General features: G+C 48.3%; 17 protein-coding genes. 15 read left to right on the top strand and 2 right to left on the bottom strand.

The genetic code is table 11. From position 1 onward, the window contains the following. Positions 1-5 precede the first annotated feature (5 nt). From C5O19_RS23460 to C5O19_RS23435, 6 genes are all read left to right on the top strand, one after another. On the top strand, positions 6-1,220 hold the full coding sequence (locus C5O19_RS23460; protein WP_104715814.1) for a glycosyltransferase family 4 protein: 1,215 nt from the start codon (positions 6-8) through the stop codon (positions 1,218-1,220). A 102-nt stretch (positions 1,221-1,322) separates the two neighbouring features. Next, positions 1,323-1,862, top strand: coding sequence for an AAA family ATPase (locus tag C5O19_RS23455; RefSeq protein WP_104715813.1), 540 nt, complete (start codon positions 1,323-1,325; stop codon positions 1,860-1,862). Positions 1,863-1,980: 118 nt separating this feature from the next. After that, positions 1,981-2,613, top strand: a complete 633-nt coding sequence (locus tag C5O19_RS23450) for a DUF4136 domain-containing protein (RefSeq protein WP_104715812.1) — start codon at positions 1,981-1,983, stop codon at positions 2,611-2,613. Positions 2,614-2,678: 65 nt separating this feature from the next. Continuing rightward, positions 2,679-3,368: an OmpA family protein gene (locus tag C5O19_RS23445; RefSeq protein ID WP_104715811.1), complete on the top strand. Its 690-nt coding sequence runs from the start codon at positions 2,679-2,681 to the stop codon at positions 3,366-3,368. A 192-nt stretch (positions 3,369-3,560) separates the two neighbouring features. After that, positions 3,561-4,412 (top strand): UDP-2,3-diacylglucosamine diphosphatase, encoded by an 852-nt coding sequence (locus C5O19_RS23440; RefSeq protein WP_104715810.1) that lies wholly within the window; start codon positions 3,561-3,563, stop codon positions 4,410-4,412. A gap of 3 nt (positions 4,413-4,415) precedes the next feature. Next, positions 4,416-5,504, top strand: coding sequence for a glycosyltransferase family protein (locus tag C5O19_RS23435; protein ID WP_104715809.1), 1,089 nt, complete (start codon positions 4,416-4,418; stop codon positions 5,502-5,504). Here the strand turns inward: C5O19_RS23435 and C5O19_RS23430 are convergent. Beyond that, entirely contained in the window at positions 5,501-6,394 is an 894-nt protein-coding gene (locus tag C5O19_RS23430; RefSeq protein WP_104715808.1) for a polyphosphate kinase 2 family protein, read from the bottom strand. The two genes, C5O19_RS23435 and C5O19_RS23430, sit on opposite strands and share 4 nt — an antisense overlap. Positions 6,395-6,587: 193 nt before the next feature. On the opposite strand from C5O19_RS23430, the gene msrA reads away from it, so the two are divergent. The 4 genes from msrA to C5O19_RS23410 all read left to right on the top strand — a co-directional run bounded on the left by msrA (position 6,588) and on the right by C5O19_RS23410 (position 8,970). Beyond that, complete coding sequence (gene msrA, locus C5O19_RS23425) at positions 6,588-7,268, top strand: peptide-methionine (S)-S-oxide reductase MsrA (protein WP_094815209.1); 681 nt, start codon at positions 6,588-6,590, stop codon at positions 7,266-7,268. Positions 7,269-7,413: 145 nt separating this feature from the next. Next, positions 7,414-8,232, top strand: coding sequence for a 3-methyl-2-oxobutanoate hydroxymethyltransferase (gene panB, locus C5O19_RS23420; protein WP_104715807.1), 819 nt, complete (start codon positions 7,414-7,416; stop codon positions 8,230-8,232). Positions 8,233-8,245: 13 nt separating this feature from the next. Then, positions 8,246-8,470: a DUF2905 domain-containing protein gene (locus tag C5O19_RS23415; protein ID WP_104715806.1), complete on the top strand. Its 225-nt coding sequence runs from the start codon at positions 8,246-8,248 to the stop codon at positions 8,468-8,470. Between the two features lie 83 nt (positions 8,471-8,553). Continuing rightward, positions 8,554-8,970: a Dabb family protein gene (locus C5O19_RS23410; RefSeq protein WP_104715805.1), complete on the top strand. Its 417-nt coding sequence runs from the start codon at positions 8,554-8,556 to the stop codon at positions 8,968-8,970. A gap of 66 nt (positions 8,971-9,036) precedes the next feature. Here the strand turns inward: C5O19_RS23410 and C5O19_RS23405 are convergent, their stop codons facing one another. Then, a complete protein-coding gene (locus C5O19_RS23405; protein ID WP_104715804.1) occupies positions 9,037-11,349 on the bottom strand; it encodes a TonB-dependent receptor in 2,313 nt (770 codons plus the stop codon). A 350-nt stretch (positions 11,350-11,699) separates the two neighbouring features. Here C5O19_RS23405 and C5O19_RS23400 point away from each other — a divergent pair, with 350 nt between their 5' ends. The 5 genes from C5O19_RS23400 (at position 11,700) to C5O19_RS23380 (ending at position 19,993) form a co-directional block, all read left to right on the top strand. After that, positions 11,700-12,212 carry an RNA polymerase sigma factor gene (locus tag C5O19_RS23400; protein WP_104715803.1) on the top strand — a complete coding sequence of 171 codons (513 nt, stop codon included), beginning with the start codon at positions 11,700-11,702 and terminating at the stop codon, positions 12,210-12,212. Between the two features lie 119 nt (positions 12,213-12,331). Continuing rightward, positions 12,332-13,810, top strand: a complete 1,479-nt coding sequence (locus tag C5O19_RS23395; RefSeq protein WP_104715802.1) for a phytoene desaturase family protein — start codon at positions 12,332-12,334, stop codon at positions 13,808-13,810. A gap of 57 nt (positions 13,811-13,867) precedes the next feature. Beyond that, positions 13,868-14,698 carry a phytoene/squalene synthase family protein gene (locus C5O19_RS23390; protein WP_104715846.1) on the top strand — a complete coding sequence of 277 codons (831 nt, stop codon included), beginning with the start codon at positions 13,868-13,870 and terminating at the stop codon, positions 14,696-14,698. A 537-nt stretch (positions 14,699-15,235) separates the two neighbouring features. Then, positions 15,236-18,496, top strand: a complete 3,261-nt coding sequence (locus C5O19_RS23385) for a SusC/RagA family TonB-linked outer membrane protein (RefSeq protein WP_165796112.1) — start codon at positions 15,236-15,238, stop codon at positions 18,494-18,496. Positions 18,497-18,538: 42 nt separating this feature from the next. Next, the gene (locus C5O19_RS23380; protein ID WP_104715800.1) at positions 18,539-19,993 is read left to right on the top strand and encodes a RagB/SusD family nutrient uptake outer membrane protein; all 1,455 of its coding nucleotides are present in this window, start codon (positions 18,539-18,541) and stop codon (positions 19,991-19,993) included. Positions 19,994-20,106 lie beyond the last annotated feature (113 nt).

Here is a 20,106-nt window from a genome sequence, read left to right as displayed (position 1 = left end):
ACCCAATGGTATCCCAGAAAATTATATACATCTATCAGTTTTTCAAAACTCCGGCAGAAGGCGGCATTATTCGCTCGTACTACCTGTCGAAGGCACTGGCCGATGCGGGATTCGAAGTAGAGGTCATTACAACCCACAATGAAAAGACGTATCAGCGAAAACAGATCGAAGGACTAACGGTACATTATTTGCCCCTGCATTACGAGCAGCGGTACGGAACCCTTCGTCGTTTATACGTATACGCGGCATTTGTACTCAAAGCCATTTTTTGTGCCTTACGCATTAAAAACGTACAAACCTGTTACGTAGCGTCGGTGCCTTTAAGCGTCGGTTTTATTGGATTGGCCATGAAATGGTTTCGGGGTATTCCGTACTATTTCGAAGTGGGGGATCTATGGCCGCTAACGCCCATTCAAATGGGCTATTTTAAAAATAAATTACTGCAAAAAGTGCTCTACGGACTGGAACACTTGTTCTATGAGCAAGCCGAAAAAGTCATTGGCCTTTCACCGGCCATCCAACAGAACATTCAACAGCGAATCGACACGCCTTCCAAAGTATATTCTATTCCCAACATTGCCGACTGTGAGTTTTACCAGCCCCACCCAAAAAAGGGGTTGCTGGAAGATCGCTGGCAGGTAAGGGGAAAAACGGTCGTCACTTATTTTGGCTCCGTTGGGAAAGCAATGGATCTGGACGCACTCATTGACATTGCCCAGTACGGAAGCAATCGGAGAGAAGTAGCTTTCCTGATTGCGGGTACGGGTTCGGAGCTGGCTCGTTTGAAACAGAGAGCGGTGGGGTTAACCAATATACAATTTCTGGGGCATCTCAATAAAGGGCAATTGCTGGAAGTACTCAATGTAACCGATGTTGCGTATTTGTCTTACCTTGACATACCGGCCCTTTGGACCAATTCACCCAATAAACTGTTCGATGCACTGGCCGCGGGTAAACTCATTGTGATGAACATAGGGGGTTGGCACTGCGATTTGATGGAGCAGGAGGGCTGTGGATTCTACGCAGATCCGCTTAAACCCGCTGAATTTTTCGAAAAACTGGAACCGTATATTCATCAACCCGAACGACTGCGTCGGGCCAGCCAGCAGGCCCGGCACCTAGCCGAAACGCAATTTTCCCGGCAAAAACTCGGAGCTGAGCTGCTGGACCTTTTCCCGTCGCAGGCCGTAGCCGAGCCGGTACGCATGGCGGTGGAATAGGGCTTGAAAGGAAACGAAAAAAGCCAGGGTAGAAGGAAATTTTTCTTCTACTTTGGCTTTTTCTCTTTTATTTAGCCTTTCATCCAAAGTACTGATGAATTCATGCGTAAAAAGATTGTATTGATGGGACCGCCTTCAACGGGGAAAACCACGTTGGCCCGTCAACTCGCCGAGTACTTTCAGACGAACTGGATTGAGGAATATGGCCGGTTGTACTGCGAACGCTTTGGCAACGATTGTGATGCCATGGATCATTGCCACATTGCGGCCGGACAATTGTATTACGAAGAGTTGGGCATGCTCGCTTCCACGCATCCCCTGTTATTTTGTGATACCGATGTGGTGGTCACGCAAACCTTTGCTGAGCTTTATCTAGGTGAATGTCCAGCTATTGTGCAGGCGTGGGCGGCTCAGTACCACTACCCACTCACCCTTTTATTAAGCCCCGACGTACCCTGGGTTCAGGATAACCTTCGTTTATTTGCGGATCGGCGGGAATGGCATTTCAATCGGCTTCGGGAATTACTGGAACGCTACCAGCGACCCTATGTACTCATTTCAGGGAGCTATGAGCAACGGTTTCAACAGGCTATTGCGGCGGTTGAAACCCTGCTGCGTGAGCCATCGGCTAACATCGGTTAAATTTTAATAACCCGCATCTAAACTTGAAGCAGAAAAAGTGGGTCTAACCTATAATCCGAGAAATTTAAGGCCCAATTTTTTCGTTATATCATTGTGTATTTGAACGGTATCTAAAGACATGAAACGCATCTCAAAATCACTTTTGCTCTTAGTGCTTAGTGCGGGGATCTGGACGGCTTGTGAACGCGATCCAGTGAAAGATCTCGACCCGAACGACTCGAAGGTATTCATTACCAACCACAGCAACGTCGATTACAAAGCCTATAAAACGTTTTCGATTCCTGATTCGGTGCTGATCGTTGAAAACGACCGGAGTGGCCGGGGAGCAGCCGTACAGGATTTGGTATACATTGATCGGATTGCGAAAAACTTGATCGCTAATGGCTATACGCGAGTGGCCCGTACGGCCAAGCCGGATCTGGAAGTAACACCAGCCCGGATTTCGTATACGCAATCGGGCTACGTTCCTACGTATAACCCCTGGTACGATCCCTATTGGGGTTATGGCGGTTACGGTGGTTTCGGAGGGATTGGTTATGGCTACGGCTATCCCATGTTCTATAACTACTATTCGTACAACGAAAACTACTGGTACGTACGGATTGCTGATCTAAAGAACATCAGTTCGGATAATAAAGCCAATGTCATCTGGGATGCTCAGATTCGGGGTGAGGGAATCTACCAAGAATCGCAGATTACGAGTCTGGTGGATGCCATCTTCGCTCAGTCATCGTATTTAAAAGCCAATTAACAGAATCTGCCGGAGGGTTCCAGGCCGATTTTTTCTAACATTCTCACATTAATCCGTTTGTACGTATGAGACGCTTGCTTTTGCTGGCATTGGTTGGACTAGCCTCTGGGGCGTACGCTCAACAAAACCCAGACTACTATAATAAAAAACAGGATTACGAATACCGTAGCGTACCAACCCGGACGATGGGATCTCCCTTCGAACGCTACACCCACTATCAGATTACCGCCCGTTACGGTGTCGCTTCCCCCCTGGGTAGTCTGAAAGATTATACGAATGCGACTTCCAAGTACCACTATCAGGTGGCCGGGGAGTTCATCTTTCCGAAAAATTTCTCGCTGGGCTTACAGTTTAATTACTCCTACTTTAAAGAGCGTTCACCCCGCCAGCTTTACAGCGAGGGAGACCAGGATATTTCGGCCATTCAGACGCGTTCCTTGGGTGCTACTTCCTTACACGTTTTCGGTAAATATCACTTCACGGGTTCGAATGCTCCCATACGACCGTATGTGTTAGCAGGACTCGGCGGTACGGCTATGCGGAATCTTACGTATTTTGGCTACCTGGAAGAAGGGAAGAATTCAGTGGCGTTAAGTGGACAGGTTGGCCTGGGGGCTCGGTTCCTGTTTGCGAAAAACGGGAACTTTGGAGCCGATGTACAGGCTGCTTACTTCTACTCGCCCTTCAAGAGCGATTACCTTTCGAATGTTACCAACGTTTCGGCATCGGCCGGACTATTCTATCGCTGGTGGTAAATCGTTAGCATTACCGGCAAAAAAACCGTTGAAAGCGTTTCAACGGTTTTTTTGTGAGTTACTCCCAAGGAAATGCTCTTTTTAACTACAGGTTTAATAATGTGAACTTATTGTTAACCAGCGTATTGTATTCTTCTTGAAAGCGTAAAACGCTAATGGAAGAGGGGTCGTTTTTGTAAAATATCTTGCGATATGGAAGTACGCACCCATTTTCGCACGATTGTCCTTTCGGATATACATTTAGGTTCAAAAGGGTCGAAAGCCCGCGAAGTAACCGCCTTTCTCAAACAGTACACCTGTGACAAGTTGTTGCTTAATGGTGACATCATCGATGGCTGGCAATTGAAGAAATACGGAAATACCTGGAAGAAAAAACATACGGGCTTTTTTCGGCAGGTGCTCAAAATGATCGAACAGTACGATACAAAGGTCATTTATCTGCGGGGCAACCACGATGATTTTCTGGACCACGTCTTACCGTTACGCGTGGGCAAATACTTTTCCATCCGCCGCGACTATATTCTTAAAACCCACCTTAACCAGCATTACTACGTCACGCACGGTGACATTTTCGACCGCATCACGACGCATTTGAAATGGCTGGCTTACGTGGGCGACGTCGGGTACAACCTGCTGCTGGGCATCAATAAATTCTACAATCACTGGCGAGCCTGGCGAGGGTTGCCGTATTATTCGCTTTCGCAGGAAATCAAACACAAGGTGAAAGCGGCGGTCAACTACATTTCGGACTTTGAGGAAAAACTGGCGGATCTGGCTCAATCCAAAGGTTGTACCGGAATCATCTGCGGGCATATTCACCAGCCCTCCATTCGTATGATCGGAAATGTGCAGTACCTGAACTCGGGCGATTGGGTAGAATCCCTAACCGCTTTAGTGGAAGATCACGAAGGCGTCTGGAATCTGTTGTACTACACGCCAACCACCGTGGATAACAAAGAAGAGGAAAATTCGACCGAAGAAGAAGACGATCAGCAAGAAGACCTATTAAAAAGCCTTATATCTTTGAGTGCGATGAAAGAGTAAGGTATGCGAATTCTTTTTTTTATTCAGGGCGAAGGCCGTGGCCATCAGACGCAGGCGGTTGCTCTGTACGAAATCCTGCGAAATCAGGGGCACGAGTTAGTAGGGGCCATCGTAGGCGTTGCTCCGGAACGGGAGATTTCTTCCCTGCTTCGGCAGTACTTGCCCACGGATTTTAAAGCGGTGGAAAGTCCAGCCTTGCTATACAGTGACAAAACCAAAGCCCTTGCCGTAGGGCCTACGCTGCTGACGAACGCCCGCAAAGGCACCCGTTTCTGGCGACAGGCCGCAGAAATCAATGCGTTTATCCAGGAAAAAAAGCCCACGGTCATCGTAAATTTTTACGAAATGATGTGCGGGGTCTGGCAATGGCAATACCGCTCGCCGATTCCGGTCGTCTGCATTGCTCACCAATATTTATTACAGCACCGCCACTTCGAGCTTCCCGCCGAAGGCGTACTCAACCGGCGAATCGTCAATACCATCACCTGGTTGTCGGCCGTAGGAAGCCGCCGGAAATTAGCCCTGTCTTTCTACGAAATGGCGGATGATGTGGCCGCCAATATTTACGTCATTCCGCCCTTACTCCGACAAAACGTATTGGAACTGGAAACGACTGAAGAACCTTTCCTGCTGGCCTACACAACCAATTACCGCTTAGCCTCGGATCTGGAAGACTGGTGCCGTACGCATCCCGACACCCAAGTACAGGCCTTCTGGGATCGCCCGGGATCGGCAGCCATCGAGCAGCCTTTGCCTAATCTAACGCTTCACCAGGTGAATGCGACGGCTTTTCTGGATGCCATGCGTCGCTGCCGGGGACTGGTGAGTACGTCTGGTTTCGAGTCGATCTGTGAGGCCATGTACCTGGGTAAGCCCGTCATGTTATTCCCAACGCCGGGGCATTTTGAACAGGCCGTGAATGCCTTGGATGCCGTACGAGCCGGCGTCGGTATACGAGCTACGTCGTTTCTGGATCTGGATCGCTTTCTAAGCTACTTACCAACCCACCAGTCCATCCAGACCCGTTTTCAAAACTGGCATCGACGCGGTTCCGAGCTGATCGTACGGCACCTGGAAGAACTCAGTCGTTAAGCTTTGGTCTGCTCGTTGATACGATCAATCAGCTTCTTCAGCTCTTTTTGACGTTCTTCACTGCTTTCGGGATAATGCATGGAGAGGCTACTAAGCTTTTCCAGAATCAGCTGGCTTACAATCAACCGCATATTCTTTTTATCATCCGCCGGGATGATATACCAGGGCGATTTTTTCGTCGACGTTTGGTTGATGGTTTCTTCGTAGGCCTGCATATAATCATCCCAGTAGTCCCGCTCGTTGACGTCACTTTCTTCAAATTTCCAATTCTTCGAAGCATCTTCGATACGACTGATGAGGCGACTGGCCTGTTCTTGCTTCGAAACGTTTAGAAAGAATTTCATGACCTCAATGCCGTTATGCCGCAGGTATTTTTCGAACGCCTTGATGTCTTTATACCGATGTTTGAAAAGCTTATCCATGTCTTCGGTAAGCTCATGGGGCAGCAGTTGCGTGTTCGTAATAATATCGGGATGGACTTTGGTGACGAGGACTTCTTCATAATAACTGCGGTTGAAGATACCAATGGTACCCCGCTGCGGCAGTCGCAGGCTCGTACGCCACATGAAATCGTGTTCGAGTTCGAGCGAAGAAGGCTTCTTGAAATTATGAATATTGACGCCAAAAGGGTTGACGCCGGTAATCACGTGGCCGATGGTTCCGTCTTTACCGGCGGCGTCCATGGCCTGAAAAATCAACAAAAGTCCGTAACGATTGTGAGCATACATCAGGCTTTGCAAATCGTCGATTTCCTGACGATACTGCGTCAGCAGCTCTTCGTATTCATCTTTGTTCTGATACAGATCTTTAATTTTCGTTGCGGCTTCCTTGATTTTGAAAGAACCCTTGCCTGTGAACCGAAAATCATCGGAGTTGAGTGATACATTCATAAAGAGTGTGGAACAGAAGTCTAAAAAATAGGGTGTTGCCCCTGCGGGCTGGTACAGTAGTGGGCAGTATTAACAAAAGATGTGCCCGAGGGTCCAATGAATAGCGACAGGGAATAATCAAAAGATAAGAATGGCGTGAAATATTCCTGGAGGTTAGCAAACTATCCTTACACACTTGATGTTATTAGACTACATGAAAACATTCATTCAAACGCTCAAATGGAGTCTTCTGTCGGTGGCAACGCTTATGGCTTGCCAGTCTCCCGCACAGGAGCAAAAGAAAGCTATGACAACGGACAAACCTCTGCCTAAAACCACTGTAAACGTACCTGCGGGTCTGGAAGTAGCCACGTTAGGATCTGGCTGTTTTTGGTGTACGGAGGCAGTGTTTCAGCGGTTGGAAGGCGTCGTGAAAGTGGAATCGGGTTACTCAGGTGGTTTTGTGGAAGATCCTTCCTATAAAGCCGTCTGCACGGGACAAACCGGTCACGCTGAAGTAACGCAGATTACCTACGATCCCAAGAAAATCAGCTACGCTGATCTGCTGGCCGTATTCTGGCGTACGCACGATCCAACCACGCTGAATCGTCAGGGCAACGATGAAGGCCCGCAGTACCGTTCGGCGGTTTTCTATCACAACGAAAAACAAAAAGAAGAGGCTGAACACTGGAAAGCGGAAGTAGACAAGGCGAAAATTTATCCCGATCCGCTGGTAACGGAGATTACCCCCTTTACCAACTTCTACAAAGCCGAAGCCTACCACCAGGATTACTACAACCAAAATGGCCGTCAGCCCTATTGTTTGTTTGTGGTGCGACCCAAAGTTGAAAAGTTTGAGAAAGTATTTAAAGATAAACTCAAACAAACGCATTAATTGAATACAAGGCTTGGCCTGCGAAAGTCTCCGTCCTACGGGCGGAGACTTTTTTGTTTTGCCCGGACAAGCCCTAATTTCGCAGGACATAGACCGAAAGGCATTGGTGTTTGCGCACCTACTTAAGGTCCTTAATCAACGAGCCATGTCCGTACATAATCCCGATATCAAGCGAGTGACGACGCATACGTTACAGGAATTAAAAGCAAAAGGGGAAAAGATTAGTTGTCTGACCGCTTACGATTTCTCGATGGCCAAGCTCATCGATGCGGCTGGCGTAGAAGTCATTCTGGTGGGCGATTCCGCTTCGAATGTGATGGCGGGCCATGAAACCACCCTGCCCATTACGCTGGATCAGATGATCTATCACGCTCAGTCCGTGGTACGCGGCGTGAAACGGGCTTTGGTAGTAGTCGACTTACCTTTTGGTTCCTACCAGGGTAATTCGCAGGAAGCCCTGCGTTCGGCCATTCGGATTATGAAAGAGTCGGGAGCCCACGCCGTGAAATTGGAAGGGGGAACCGAAATTCGGGAATCCATTGAACGCGTACTCAGTGCCGGTATTCCAGTCATGGGCCATTTGGGTCTTACGCCCCAGTCGATTTACAAGTTCGGAACCTACGCCGTGCGAGCCAAGGAAGAGGCCGAAGCCCAAAAGCTGAAAGACGATGCAGAGTTGCTGGAAGAGCTCGGCTGCTTTGCCTATGTACTCGAGAAAATTCCGGCGGCTCTGGCGGCGGAAGTAACGGCTTCCGTTCATATCCCAAGCATCGGGATTGGAGCCGGAGCGGGCTGTGACGGACAGATTCTGGTCATGCATGACATGTTAGGAATCAATCAGGAGTTTAAGCCACGTTTCCTACGTCGATACGCTGATCTCTCTGAAGTGATCCAAAAAGCGGTATCCCATTACGTGGATGATGTAAAAACGAAAGACTTTCCCTCCGAGAAAGAAGGCTACTAAACGCTGGAAAGCTATGAATCCTCAATTAGGCAAGTGGCTGATGGGACTGGGTGGGTTATTACTCGGGGCCGGACTGTTGATTTATTTATTTTCCGATAAATTGCAGGGGCTGGGTCGATTGCCCGGCGATATTCGGATTGAACGGGAAAATTTCCGGATGTACCTACCCATTACCACCTGCCTATTGGTGACCCTACTCATTAATGTGGTTCTTTGGCTGGTGCGGAAATGGTTTTAGTATCACTAAATGCTAAGACCTCATCGGTTCTTTCCCTGGATACCCTGTACTTTTGAACGCTTTCTTTCAGAATATTTCAATCAATGAAAAACGTATCCCGCAGAAAATTCCTGACGACTTCTGCCGTAGTGGCGGCAACCCCCGCAACGGTATTACCCGTGGCCGCGGCACCCTCGAAAGAACTCTTCGTGCACCACGTGTACTTCTTTCTGAAAAATAAAGGAAACGAAGCTGACCGTACTAAATTAATGGAAGGTCTCGAAAAACTTCGGAAGGTTCCGACCATCCGCCTGAGTCACATTGGCGTTCCAGCTCCTACCAACCGTAGTGTGATTGAAAAAGGCTACGATGTTTCGTGGATGTTGTTCTTTGATAACCTAGATGAAGAAGAAATTTACCAAAAGCACCCAATTCACCTTAAATTTGTGGAAGATTATTCCCATTTGTGGGAAAAGGTAATTGTTTACGATTCCATTGGACCTGCGCCCAAAAAAGCTTAACAATAGCATAATACAAAAGCCCCTTTGATCGAACCGACCCAAGGGGCTTTTGTTTATATAGTTGAATTAAAAAATCCACTTGGCTCGCAGGCTCAGATTACGGCCCTGATCATCAGCGTAGTACCGGAAGCGATTGAGGTAATCGCGATAGCGGGTGTTAAAGGCATTACTGACGCTCAAGCTCAGTTGCAAAGGGTGACGATGGATGGGAATAGAACCGCCCATGGCCGCATTCCAAAGCCAGTAGGCCGCTGGGGGAGGAGCAAAGTCGCCGTTTTCAGGAGCCCGGATTTGTTTAGCTACGTAAGAATGCCCGGCTTCCACAAAGACATTCGTCAAGCCCAGTACAGCTTTCTCGGGCTGTAACCGCAGGGAGTTTTCCAATCGATCGGGTGGAATTTGGACGAGTCGGGCCTCGTGTTCAACATCCTTTGCTCGTACCACGGCGTATTTGGTTTGCCAGCTTAGTTGTTTGGTTATCAGGTACGTAAAGGAGGCATCGATTCCCTGGAAAACCGCATCAACCTGCGTGTACTTGAAATAAGGGAACGCTCCGCGAATGGTCAGAATGGGTTCGGACTGCGGCTTCAGATAAATAAAGTTCTGAATGTAATTGCGGTAAACGGAAACCTCCGCCCGCAGCCGCTTACCCGTGTACTCGGTTGTGTAGTCCAGGTTAAAGGCGGTTTCGGGTTTCAGGCTTGCCTCACCTTCCTCGTAAGCGGCGGCTCCGTGGTGAACGCCCGCACTATACAGCTCATTGACATTCGGAGGTCGCCAGGCCATGCCACCGTTTAACCGCATGGACCAATGCGAACCCAGCCGTCGAAGCACCCCCAGACTACCCGAGGCATTCCCAAATTGTAAATGCTTGTACGTACGTACGCCTCGACTAGGAAAAAGAGTAATCCGTTGATAACGAAAGTCATAGCGTACCCCTGCCTCCAATTCCCAGTCCTGATGGGTGTATTTTTCTAACCAAAAGAACCCTGTCGTTAGCTGCCGGAAATTTGGAATCAGTGGGCGACCGTATACCAGGTTTCGCTGATAGGAAAGGCTGAGTCCGGCCGAGCCCGTGATTTTTTTAGCGATCGCTGGGTGCTCCCAAACCAAGTCGGCGTTGTAACTGGTCAGCTTGAAGTTCAGCTCCGGCCGGTTCAGATTCGCTAAACTATCGTTACGGGGGCGGTGTAAATCGTACTCGGCCCGCTGGTTGATTTGCCGGGCCAGCGTAAGGCTCCAAAGACCCCGTTGAGCCGGAGCGTAACTGATTTTCAGCTTCTGTAGCGTATGAGAAACGTCCTGAAAAGGGCGGTTGATCTGATAGCTAAAGCCACTTTTAATAAAGGGTTCGCCGTTTTTTAGTACGTTTTCCAGATCACTCACACTGCCAATGTGTGAACCGCTGAAAATGCCCAGTTCCGTCGAAAATTGGCTCATAAAGCCTTCCAGTTGCCAGTTTCCCCGCCGATAACCCAGGGTTACGGAATAATTACGTTCGGAGATACCCGTATTAGCCAGAAAGTAACCGGGTGTACGGAGGTTGCCCCCCCGTTTGAGGGTGCCCTGCAGGCGCCAGGCCAGACCAGGGATTACGCCCAGGCCGCCCTGTAGCTGTAAAGAGCCGACGCCCTGCCGTCCATTACTGAAACCAACCAAGTTCAGTTCACCCTGAAAATCAGGTTGTTGTGGCAGTGGTTCAGGTTCTACTAGGACTACACCCGCCAGGGCCTCCGGTCCATACCGAACGCCTGCCGCCCCTTTCACAACCGTTAAACGTTTGGCCACAAAAGGGTCAATTTCCGGAGCGTGTTCGCTGCCCCATTGTTGGCCTTCCTGACGAATACCATTGTTGAGAATCAGTACCCGGTTGGAATGCATGCCATGAATAATAGGCTTGCCAATACTACTTCCCGTTTGCAGGGATGTAACACCCGTTACGTTTTTTAAAGCATCGGAAAGGGTCTGCCCGCGGGTCTGGTCCAGGGCTGAACCTTCGATGGTCGAGCGGGTGAGCAGGGAGCTTTCCAGTCGTTGGGCCGTTATGGTAACATTCTGTAAGTGAACGTCTTCCTCTTGTAAATGCAAGTCCTGTTCCAGTTCCTCATGGCGTAATTCGATGGAAAGGGTGTCCGACTGATAGCCCAGTACTTGGCAAATAAGCCGATACTGACCCTGGCAAAGGTTACGCAGTTCATACCGCCCGGCGGCATTCGTTTGCGTTTGCCGCTGGGCTTGAGGCAACCAGATGACGGCCCCCGCTACGGGCTGTCCGGTCTGCCGGTCATGCACTTCCCCCCGTAACGTACACGAGCAGTTCTGAGCCTGTAGCCCACTACTCATTAACAGTAATCCTATTCCGATCAACCAGCGAATCATGTGCTATCAATAAAACCTGGCAACAAAGGTATATCATTCTTGCAATAATGTTGCAAAAGAGAGGCAGGTACCCGACTGGATTATTAGAAATGCATTAGAGTTATAAAGAATTTGTTTAATTCTAAGTTATCAAACCTTCCGCAAACTATCGTGGCCCAATTTTTTAAGTGTACATAAGCGTCTTAAAGCTCGGACGGTCTTTTACCCCAATGAACCCTTAAAAGCTTTATTATCAACGCTTAGAGTAGAGGATTTAACAGCCGCCCAAAAATTTAAGTACCCCTCTGTTTTGAGCAATTGTTTAACCAAACAAATATTTTACTTAAACACACCGTCGCCCTAATCAGCCCATGACTGCTCTTGAATTTACTCATCACGTTGGCCATGTGTCCAAATCTCTTCGACCCTTTGCGTTACGGCTGACGAAAGATGCTGAAGAAGCCAACGATCTGTTACAAGATACGCTACTCAAAGCCTTTACGAATCGTGATAAGTACGCCGATGGAACTAACATCAAAGCGTGGCTGTACACGATCATGAAAAATACGTTCATTACGAATTACCAGCGAATGGTACGTAAGAACACGTTTATCGATACTTCGGATGACTTGTACTATCTGAACTCCCTGGAGAGTTCAACCGATAATCAAGCTTATTCAACCTTTGCCATGGAAGATATCAATGCGGCCATTCGGGTACTCGACGATTCGCATAAGACACCTTTTTTGATGTATTTTCAGGGATATAAGTATCATGAAATTGCTGAGCAATTACAGATCCCGATTGGCACCGTAAAAAATCGCATTCACCTGGCTCGTAAAGAGTTGAAAGATCGCCTCAGCGTGTACGAATACGCCGTTTAGTCCTATCAACCCAGCATATAACCAAAAGGCCGAAGCTAGCTTCGGCCTTTTTACTTATAAAGTCCCCCCAAACATTTGCGGGTTCTTGGAGTTATTGCATTGATTTTTCACCTGCACCCATGGGCAAACGAGTAATAGTTATAGGAGCTGGATTTTCGGGACTGGCGGCCGCTACGGCTCTGGCTGATCGCGGTTATTCCGTGACCATCCTGGAAAAAAATGATACGCCGGGTGGTCGAGCCCGTCAATTCGAAGCCAAAGGCTTTGTCTTTGACATGGGGCCCAGTTGGTACTGGATGCCGGATGTGTTCGAAAGATATTTTGCCCGTTTTGGAAAGAAACCCTCGGATTACTACGAGCTTAAACGGCTGGATCCTTCGTATACGGTAATTTTCAATACCGAAGACGTGATTGATCTGCCCGCTAATCAAACGGAACTCGAGCAACTGTTTGAAAGCATAGAACCTGGTAGTGCACCGCGTTTGCGGGCTTTTCTACAACAGGCCTCTTATAAATATGACGTAGGGATGAATAATTTCGTTTGGAAACCCAGCCGGAGCCTTACGGAGTTTTTGAGCCTCAAATTACTCGCCGACGTCAGTCGGCTGGATGTTCTTCAATCCTTTCACCAACACATCCGCAAATACTTCAAGCAGGAGAAAATTCTTAAACTCATGGAGTTCCCCATTTTATTTCTGGGGGCTATTCCACAAAATACGCCGGCCCTGTATAGCCTGATGAACTACGCTGAAATTGCCCTGGGTACTTGGTATCCGATGGGTGGGATGCACGAAATCGTGAAAGCGATGGTGAGTCTGGCGGAAGAAAAAGGCGTACAGATCAATCTGGGCGAAGAAGTCGAACAACTCATTATCAAAGGGGGAAAAGTGCGGGAGGTGCAAACCAAACTCGGTACCTATCAGGTGGATATGCTGGTAGCGGGAGCGGATTACCACCACGTGGAAGATGCCCTGGTCGAACCTCAATTCCGGAACTACACCGAAGCATACTGGAATAGCCGGACGATGGCTCCTTCTTCTATTCTATTTTATCTGGGCGTCGACCGACGCGTGGATAAACTGCAACATCATAATTTGTTTTTTGACGAAGATTTCAGTCTGCACGCCCACGAAATCTATACACAGCCGCAGTGGCCTTCTAAGCCTTTGTTTTATGCCTCAGCTCCGTCCAAAACGGATCCGAGCGTGGCCCCGGAAGGTTGCGAAAATCTGTTTTTACTCATTCCAGTGGCTCCAGGATTATCTGACGATACCGAAACGATACGCGAACAGTATTACAACCTGATCATGGATCGCCTGGAGCAGTACGTAGGACATGCCATTCGCCCGCACGTCGTTTACAAACGCAGCTACGCCCACCGGGATTTTATAGAGGATTACCACGCCTTCAAAGGCAATGCTTATGGGCTAGCCAATACGCTCCGGCAAACCGCCTTATTGAAACCCACCCTGAAGAATAAAAAAGTCAGCAATCTATACTATACCGGTCAACTGACTGTACCCGGACCAGGGGTGCCGCCAGCCTTGATTTCGGGTCTGGTAGTTGCCGATGAACTCCACCGGGAACAGCAAGTGTAGCGGACCGTTTTTTTAAGTACCTTGCTTTACTAAACCTGGGTTACGTTGATGAAAGATATGCTGGCTTTATACGAACAAACCACGCTGGAATGCAGTCGCCTGATTACCCAGCGGTACAGTACTTCCTTTACCTTAGGTATCAAAACCCTGGATCCCAAACTCCACTGGGCCATCTATGCCATTTATGGGTTTGTGCGTTACGCGGATGAAATTGTGGATACCTTTCATGATTTTAACAAAAAGGAATTACTACTGCGCTTCAAGCATGACACGTATCAAGCCATTGAAGAGGGCATTAGCCTGAATCCCGTTCTGCATTCCTTTCAGAAGGTAGTAAACCAGTTTGGGATCGAACGACCCTTGATTGAAGCCTTTCTCCGATCCATGGAAATGGACCTCGACGAGACGAAATACAACGAAGCGGGCTACGAAACCTACATCTATGGTTCGGCCGAGGTCGTGGGTTTGATGTGCCTTCGAGTCTTCTGCGACGGCGACTGCCAGCAATACGATCAGTTGTGCGAACCGGCCCGCCGGCTGGGCTCGGCCTTTCAGAAAGTGAATTTTTTACGAGATATCAAGTCCGATTTTCACGATCGGGGACGGGTTTATTTCCCCGGCGTTGATTTCAGCCGATTCTCTGCCCAAGATAAGAAAAGCATTGAAGCGGATATTCAGGCCGATTTTGATGCGGCTTTGACGGGTATTCGCCAGTTGCCACGTTCGGCCCGTATGGGCGTGTATCTGGCTTACTGTTATTACCTACGCCTTTTTGCTAAGATTAAGGCGCTTCCGATTGCCCGTATTCAGGAAGAAAGGATTCGGGTACCCGATGTACAGAAGCTGCTCATGCTGGCTAAAATTTATCTTTCCTTCCGCACGATTTAACGTTCGCAGCTAGGTAGAAGGGCAGTAGCAAAATCGTCATCACTTTTTCAGAACGATTTTGCTAAGCCTACGTGTGTTCTTTCCTCAATGTCTTTATATTCGCAATAATTATAGTAATTCTATAGATTTTATATATTAATAACGAAATATAAATATATTTATAAAATACTGGTAAAAAATTGTAAAAACAATATTTGGTAAAAGTTATAATTACATCTGTTTAATAATAGAATTTTGTGTATTTGTAAATTTTTATGTGTTTGATAGTTTATTTTAAGCATATATTATTCTAATTTGTAATTCGCTTTTGGAAATAGCATCTGACTCACACCTTTTGGTAAAGTCTATTAGCAATTGGATTTAATTGATACCTGCTTATTTTTCAAGTTCTAGTTGATTACCTAGTAAATAAAAAAACCGATAGCCGGCCAGGGCTATCGGTCGATGAATAAGGATTCGTGGGTAACGCCAATTACCTGTCACGAATCTTCTATTCGCGGTTTAATCCATCGTGTGCACCAAACCAATTTCAAAAGTATGAAAAAAAAGTACCTTACTCTTTTTCAGAGGGCTGGGCAAGGGCATTTTAAACGGAAATTAATGCTTCCGGCCCTGGTTATTACCTTAAGTGCTCCGCTGGCGGAAGCTACCTTACCCCAAAAAACAAACTACTCAACCGCGTACGCCCTTAACCCGGCGGTAGACCGGACTATTACCGGAACGGTAACGGATAAAGACAGTAAAGAAGGCTTACCCGGCGTATCGGTGCAGGTGAAAGGAACCAACATTGGAACGACGACGGATGCACAGGGCCGATACCGCCTTACGATTCCTAATGAGCGAAGCGTTGTCGTCTTTTCGTTCATCGGATATACCACTACGGAACAGCCCATTACCACGCAAACTTCGGTAGATATTGAGCTGGCTACCAACTCTAAGGAACTTACGGAAGTACTCGTCGTGGGTTATGGTACGCAAACCAAAAAAGAGTTTACAGGTTCTGCGGCGAGTATCAATAGCGAAAAACTAAAAGAAATTCCCGTTCAAAGCTTTGATCAAGCGCTGGCGGGCCGAGCTGCCGGGGTGAATATTTCGGTTGCCAATGGCGTTCTAAATAATGCGCCGGTGATCCGGGTGCGGGGAATCAACTCCATCTCATTGAGCTCGTATCCCTTGATTGTTGTCGATGGAATCCCCTTAACAACGGGTAGCGTAGGCAACGGCAACGTACCCAATAACCCCTTAGGAGATATTAACCCTTCCGACATCGAGTCCATTGATGTACTTAAGGATGCGGCGTCTACGGCTATCTACGGTTCGCGGGCCGCAGCGGGCGTGTTGCTGGTCACGACGAAGCGGGGCAAAGAAGGAAGAGTACGGGTCGGGTACGATGGCTGGGTAGGCGTAACCAGTCCGGTTCGTTTGCCCGAATTACTCAACGCCGAGGAATACATGATGATCAAAAACGAGGCGGTCAACAACAAAAAGACGATCGAACGGTCTACGTCTCCGGCGGCTTTATTCTTTCCAAGCTACCGCTCCGATGGTTCCTTAGTCAACACGAACTGGTACGATCACATTTTCCAGAATGGTGTATCGCACAACCATGCCATAAACGTAAGTGGGGGAAATAAGAATACGAGTTATTTCTTTTCTACCAACTACTCCGATCAGAACGGTATTCTGCGAACCAATAACTTCAAACGAAAAGGAATTCGGTTGAATCTGGATCATCAGGCGACGAAATGGTTGAAGCTGCGAGGAAACATCAATTACTCAAATACTTTCAATAAATCGCCTAACTCCGGTTCGCTGGAAGGCAATGCCCAGTTGATTGTAGGCGCTGCTCGGATGGCCTATACGCTGGCTCCAAACGTACCGGCCTATAATGAAGATGGAACGCCCAGTCTGAATCTAGGCATCGCGGGTGGACCCATTGGAAATGGCAATAACCAGGTAGTCAGTGTGTACTACAACCCGACGGCTCTGTTCAAACTGGCTAATTATACCTCGGAGAATGATCGGATCCTGGCCAATATCGGAGCTACGGTAACCCTGTTTAAGGGATTGGATTTTACGACTAACTATTCGATTGATCGTCTGCGAAACGAAAACATTAACTCCACGAGTGCTGAACCGGGCGGCGGATCTTCGACGAATGGTTCGGTTACCAATGTGACGGGGTTACGTAACAACTGGAATTTCACCAATACACTTAACTACGATACGCGATTTGGTAAAAGCCACTTGACGGCTTTGCTCGGTTACGATGCTCAGGTATTCAATACCAATACCTGGGGTGTCAACGTGACGCAGGCCGCCGATCCGTATTTTGTCGATTATCAAGGTACGTGGGGGAATATTACGCCTTCGGGGAATAGTATAAATTCCCGTTCGTTCCTGTCCGTGTTTTCGCGGGTAACCTATGATTTCAGTGACCGCTATTTCTTTACCCTCAACTTCCGCAGAGACGGCAATTCGGCTTTGGGTACGGGTCGGAAATGGGGGAACTTTGGCGGAATCTCCGGCGGCTGGGCTCTGTCCGAAGAAGAGTTTTACAAAGGCTCGGCGGTAAGCAAGGTTATTTCCAGTGCAAAACTGCGGGCCAGTTGGGGTCGGGTAGGAAACGGAAACCTGAACAATGCATACGCTTCACTGAACCTGTATTCTTCTTCACTCTACGGAACGGTACCCACCTGGGCCTATAATCAGGCCGGAAACCAAAATCTGGGTTGGGAAACTTCAGAACAAACCAACTTCGGAGCAGACCTGGGCTTGTGGGATAATAAAGTACAGGTAGAGGTTACCTACTTCAACAACAACGTAAATGGCTTGATTCTCAGCGTTCCTCAGGCACCCTCCAAAGGAATCCCTGATAATGCCATTCTCTCAAACGTAGGTTCACTTTACAACCGGGGGATTGAATTAGGCATCAACTCAACGGTAATCCGGAAGCAGGATTTTTCCTGGAACGTCAGTTTCAACTTCACGCACCTGTCCAATAAGGTAACCTCGTTGGCCACCGAAGGTGATCGTATTTTGAGTACGACGTCTACCTCCGCCAACATCTTCAATATCACGCAGGTAGGCTTACCCGTCGGGACGCTTTTCGGAGCTATCACGGATGGCATCAACCCGGCCAATGGACAGCGTATTTTCGTGAACGCTAAAGGTGAGCAGGTGCAGTATAGTGCGGCGATCTCACCCGAAGCAGGTACCAGCTGGACGTACCTGGACGGAACCCGGGCACCGGCTATTTCGGCGGCCGATTACAAACCCATGGGTAATGCCCTGCCCAAATGGTACGGAGGCTTTAACAATACGTTCCGGTATAAAAACTTTGATGTAAATCTGAATTTTACGTACTCGGGTGGAAACTACATTCTGAACGGAAATACGGGCACCTGGCTGGATCAGCGGATGTTTAATAACGCCAAGAAGGTCCTCAATCGCTGGACTACCCCCGGTCAGATTACGGATGTACCCCGTTTGATCTACAACGATAACTTCGCAGCTGCCAATATTCCTAACATTTCGGCTTACGTTGAAAAAGGAGATTTTGTACGTCTGCAAAACGTGATGGTAGGTTACAAACTCCCTTCGTCCCTGTTTGGTCAATCCGGCATTAGTTCACTTCGCGTATACGCTCAGGCATCGAATGTCTTTTTGCTGACGAAGTATACGGGCGTTGAACCGGAATCCTCGGTCAACGGCAACACGAATACTTCGCCGGGTATCGAATACAATTCATTGGGTAATGGCCGCACGATTACCCTTGGTGTGAATCTGGCTTTTTAAGTGCTGACCGCTCGGGGTAGATCATTCAAATCGACATTAATCATGAAAAATAAAGTTTTATCCAAAGTAACCTGCGTGTTGGCGGGGGGACTCTTACTGACCGTAGCTTCCTGCAGCGAATCACAATACCTGAATACAGTTCCGCCTACGCAACTGATTTCAGAAGAAGCTTTCGCAACCCCAAGCCGGATTCTGGGCCTGGTAAACGGTACCTACAAGTCGTTGAAAAATGCCAATTACTACGGCGGGCGTTTTCAGTTTTATCTGGATGTTCGGGGGGAAGATTTCATCAATACTACCGCCAATAGCTTTACGGGCTATGAAAGCTGGAGCAATACCTATACGTCCAGTTCCAATGACATTAACACCCTCTGGTCGGCGGCCTATACCACCATTAATCAGGCGAACATATTGATAAGTGGCCTGCCGCAAAATCCGGGAATCGTTTCGGATGAACTAGCCACCCAGTATCTGGGAGAGGCTAAATTTCTGCGAGCCCTATCTTACTACAGTTTGGTGTCCATTTTTGCCCAGCCGTACGTAAAAGACCAAGGGGCATCGCCGGGTTTACCCCTGCGTTTACAGGCTGAGACCACCATGGCTAATAACGATTTAGCCCGAAGTTCCGTAGCTCAGGTGTATACGCAGATTTTAAAAGATCTGGACGAAGCGGAAGCTAGCTTGCCCACCACGTATGCCACGGAGGAATTACGCGTGACCCGGGCCCATAAGAATACGGCGATTGCCTTGAAAACGCGGGTGTATCTGAATATGGGTAACTACGCCAAGGTGGTAGAGGAAGCCCGGAAGATTGTTCCCCAAACCGCGGCTCCATTTTCGGCTACTACGGGTGTTCAGCACGCCTTGCAAAGCAACATCGTCTCTACGTTAACGACGACATTCACGACAACGGAATCGATCCTCTCCATGCCCTTCAGCTCGTTGGATATGTACAGTGGCCAGTCGTCCATTGGGTATATTTACAATGGCAATGCCGAGTATTATCTAAACCCTACGGGTATTCTGGGTTCTTCGCAGTGGTCGAGTACGGACGCGCGCCGAGGGTTCTTACGGACAGTGACTTCGAACAACCGGAGCTATCTTTCCAAGTTCGGACGCAATGCCCCGTACCTGATTTACATGCCCTTGATTCGGTACGCGGAAGTACTACTCAACTACGCGGAAGCGGCCGCAGAAACGGGAGATTTGACGCTCGCGACGAATCTCTTAAAAGCGGTGCACGCCCGGTCGGATGCTTCGTATACCTTTCCGGCGTTCGCTACCAAAGAAGCACTCGTCAATTCGATCCTGACCGAACGACGGATCGAATTACTCGGCGAAGGCTTCCGGTCGAATGACTTGTTGCGTCGTCTGCAAACCATTCCGGCTAAAACGGGCCCAACGGTGAGTGCGGCGGCCGTTGCTCCGACCTCAGAAAACTACATTTGGCCCATTTCGAATAATGAGTTAGTGACCAATAAGTTGATTAATCAGTAAATTGGATGAACGTCCGATCCTGAGAAATGAATCGAGCCTAGTGTTCGTTCTTGATCCCAATCGGTGATCAAGAACGAACGCTAGGCTCGACCTATTTGCTAGAGGCCGGATAA

Origin of the sequence: Siphonobacter curvatus (assembly GCF_002943425.1) — a bacterium.
Taxonomy (GTDB): domain Bacteria; phylum Bacteroidota; class Bacteroidia; order Cytophagales; family Spirosomataceae; genus Siphonobacter; species Siphonobacter curvatus.
The sequence above is the reverse complement of the archived record's forward strand: the minus strand, read 5'-3'. Positions and strand labels throughout refer to the sequence as shown.

Bases quoted from the DNA above. Each gene is read 5' to 3' on its own strand.
- C5O19_RS23460 (WP_104715814.1), top strand. From the start codon at position 6: ATGGTATCCCAGAAAATTATATACATCTATCAGTTTTTCAAAACTCCG.
- C5O19_RS23455 (WP_104715813.1), top strand. From the start codon at position 1,323: ATGCGTAAAAAGATTGTATTGATGGGACCGCCTTCAACGGGGAAAACC.
- C5O19_RS23450 (WP_104715812.1), top strand. From the start codon at position 1,981: ATGAAACGCATCTCAAAATCACTTTTGCTCTTAGTGCTTAGTGCGGGG.
- C5O19_RS23445 (WP_104715811.1), top strand. From the start codon at position 2,679: ATGAGACGCTTGCTTTTGCTGGCATTGGTTGGACTAGCCTCTGGGGCG.
- C5O19_RS23440 (WP_104715810.1), top strand. From the start codon at position 3,561: ATGGAAGTACGCACCCATTTTCGCACGATTGTCCTTTCGGATATACAT.
- C5O19_RS23435 (WP_104715809.1), top strand. From the start codon at position 4,416: ATGCGAATTCTTTTTTTTATTCAGGGCGAAGGCCGTGGCCATCAGACG.
- C5O19_RS23430 (WP_104715808.1), bottom strand. From the start codon at position 6,394: ATGAATGTATCACTCAACTCCGATGATTTTCGGTTCACAGGCAAGGGT.
- msrA (WP_094815209.1), top strand. From the start codon at position 6,588: ATGAAAACATTCATTCAAACGCTCAAATGGAGTCTTCTGTCGGTGGCA.
- panB (WP_104715807.1), top strand. From the start codon at position 7,414: ATGTCCGTACATAATCCCGATATCAAGCGAGTGACGACGCATACGTTA.
- C5O19_RS23415 (WP_104715806.1), top strand. From the start codon at position 8,246: ATGAATCCTCAATTAGGCAAGTGGCTGATGGGACTGGGTGGGTTATTA.
- C5O19_RS23410 (WP_104715805.1), top strand. From the start codon at position 8,554: ATGAAAAACGTATCCCGCAGAAAATTCCTGACGACTTCTGCCGTAGTG.
- C5O19_RS23405 (WP_104715804.1), bottom strand. From the start codon at position 11,349: ATGATTCGCTGGTTGATCGGAATAGGATTACTGTTAATGAGTAGTGGG.
- C5O19_RS23400 (WP_104715803.1), top strand. From the start codon at position 11,700: ATGACTGCTCTTGAATTTACTCATCACGTTGGCCATGTGTCCAAATCT.
- C5O19_RS23395 (WP_104715802.1), top strand. From the start codon at position 12,332: ATGGGCAAACGAGTAATAGTTATAGGAGCTGGATTTTCGGGACTGGCG.
- C5O19_RS23390 (WP_104715846.1), top strand. From the start codon at position 13,868: ATGCTGGCTTTATACGAACAAACCACGCTGGAATGCAGTCGCCTGATT.
- C5O19_RS23385 (WP_165796112.1), top strand. From the start codon at position 15,236: ATGAAAAAAAAGTACCTTACTCTTTTTCAGAGGGCTGGGCAAGGGCAT.
- C5O19_RS23380 (WP_104715800.1), top strand. From the start codon at position 18,539: ATGAAAAATAAAGTTTTATCCAAAGTAACCTGCGTGTTGGCGGGGGGA.